General features: G+C 30.7%; 2 protein-coding genes. Both read right to left on the minus strand.

The genetic code is table 11. The features are described 5' to 3' along the window. The coding region (locus B3J44_RS19935; protein WP_349678308.1) for a bestrophin family ion channel at positions 1-220 on the minus strand (220 nt) is incomplete at its 3' end. A 113-nt stretch (positions 221-333) separates the two neighbouring features. After that, positions 334-1,056, minus strand: a complete 723-nt coding sequence (locus B3J44_RS19940; RefSeq protein ID WP_198856040.1) for a hypothetical protein — start codon at positions 1,054-1,056, stop codon at positions 334-336. Between the last annotated feature and the right edge of the window lie 107 nt (positions 1,057-1,163).

Raw genomic sequence — 1,163 nt, forward strand, 5'->3', positions numbered from 1 at the left:
CTTCCCACCATCTGTCATAAGCCTGATTGGACTTAAAGGCTAATAATAAGGAAATAATGGTTCCGATCATGGTCGGAATGGCAATTGGGATATCTACAGGCAAATTGATGAAATAATGATGAAAAATTTCAAATAGTATGGTGTAAGCCAACACTAAAACAATTTCTACTTTAATTTTCCCGAGAACGTACTTCATTGGTATTCTTTTCTTTAACAACATATTTTCGGTTTTAAATTAATAATTTTTGAGAGGCTAAGATTCTAAGTTTCTAAGATCCTAAGAATTAAAAAACTTAGAAACTTAGTGTCTTAGTAGCTTAGAATCTCAGACTCTTAAACCATCTCTTCGTACAATGAAAGAACAGGAAGTCCTAATTTTTCATTGACATTTTCTTTTTTTGATTTTTTAAATTTGATTTTCTCGCCTTTTCTCGTTTCTACCAACATATCAATATTATGTTTAGAAATGGCTTCTGATAAGAATGGAGCAACGTTTTCGTAGTCGTCTTCAAAACTGGCAGTTTGGCTTACGATTTCGAAAGAGAAATTGGCGCTTAAGAAATCCTGAACATCTTTTACATGAATGTTCACGCTCGAATTTTCTACATAAAGTGCTTTATGGAAAACTTCTTTATTAGCCTCTGTACTTAAATGCAGAATCGGACATTTCTGATTTCCTGCCAATTGTACCAAATATTGATGAATTCTTTTGGTTTCTTGTTTATAAGAATGAGTAAGAATGACCAATTTTACTGAAAAGACATCTATCAGTCTTTTAAAAATTGGTGCTGAAAGTCCGTATTGATTATGGACTTTTAATTTTATGTTTGAAGTGTGTTCAACAATATATCGACAGGTTTCTAGAACTTCTTCTTGACTTCTGGTGAGTCCAGATTTCATTTCTCTTAAAAAACCAGAAGAAGAAAACGTATCAGGCGCTTCTGAAACTAATACTAAAATAATTTCTGATTCAGTATTTTTAGACTGATTTACCGCAGATTTAACAGCCGAGATTGTATCATCTTTTAAAGTCGTAGGTATAAGAAAATTTTTCATAAGTATATCTTTTAGTTTATACTTACAAAATAACTATCCGGAAATTAGACCTTTATTAATCTAAAATTAGAATTTTCTAAAATTAAACATTAGATTTTTTAATGTTG

The organism is Flavobacterium sp. UBA4854 (assembly GCF_002399805.1).
Classification (GTDB): Bacteria; Bacteroidota; Bacteroidia; order Flavobacteriales; family Flavobacteriaceae; genus Flavobacterium; species Flavobacterium ginsengisoli.

Excerpts from the sequence above, each read along its gene's own strand:
- B3J44_RS19940 (WP_198856040.1), bottom strand. The coding sequence starts at position 1,056 with ATGAAAAATTTTCTTATACCTACGACTTTAAAAGATGATACAATCTCG.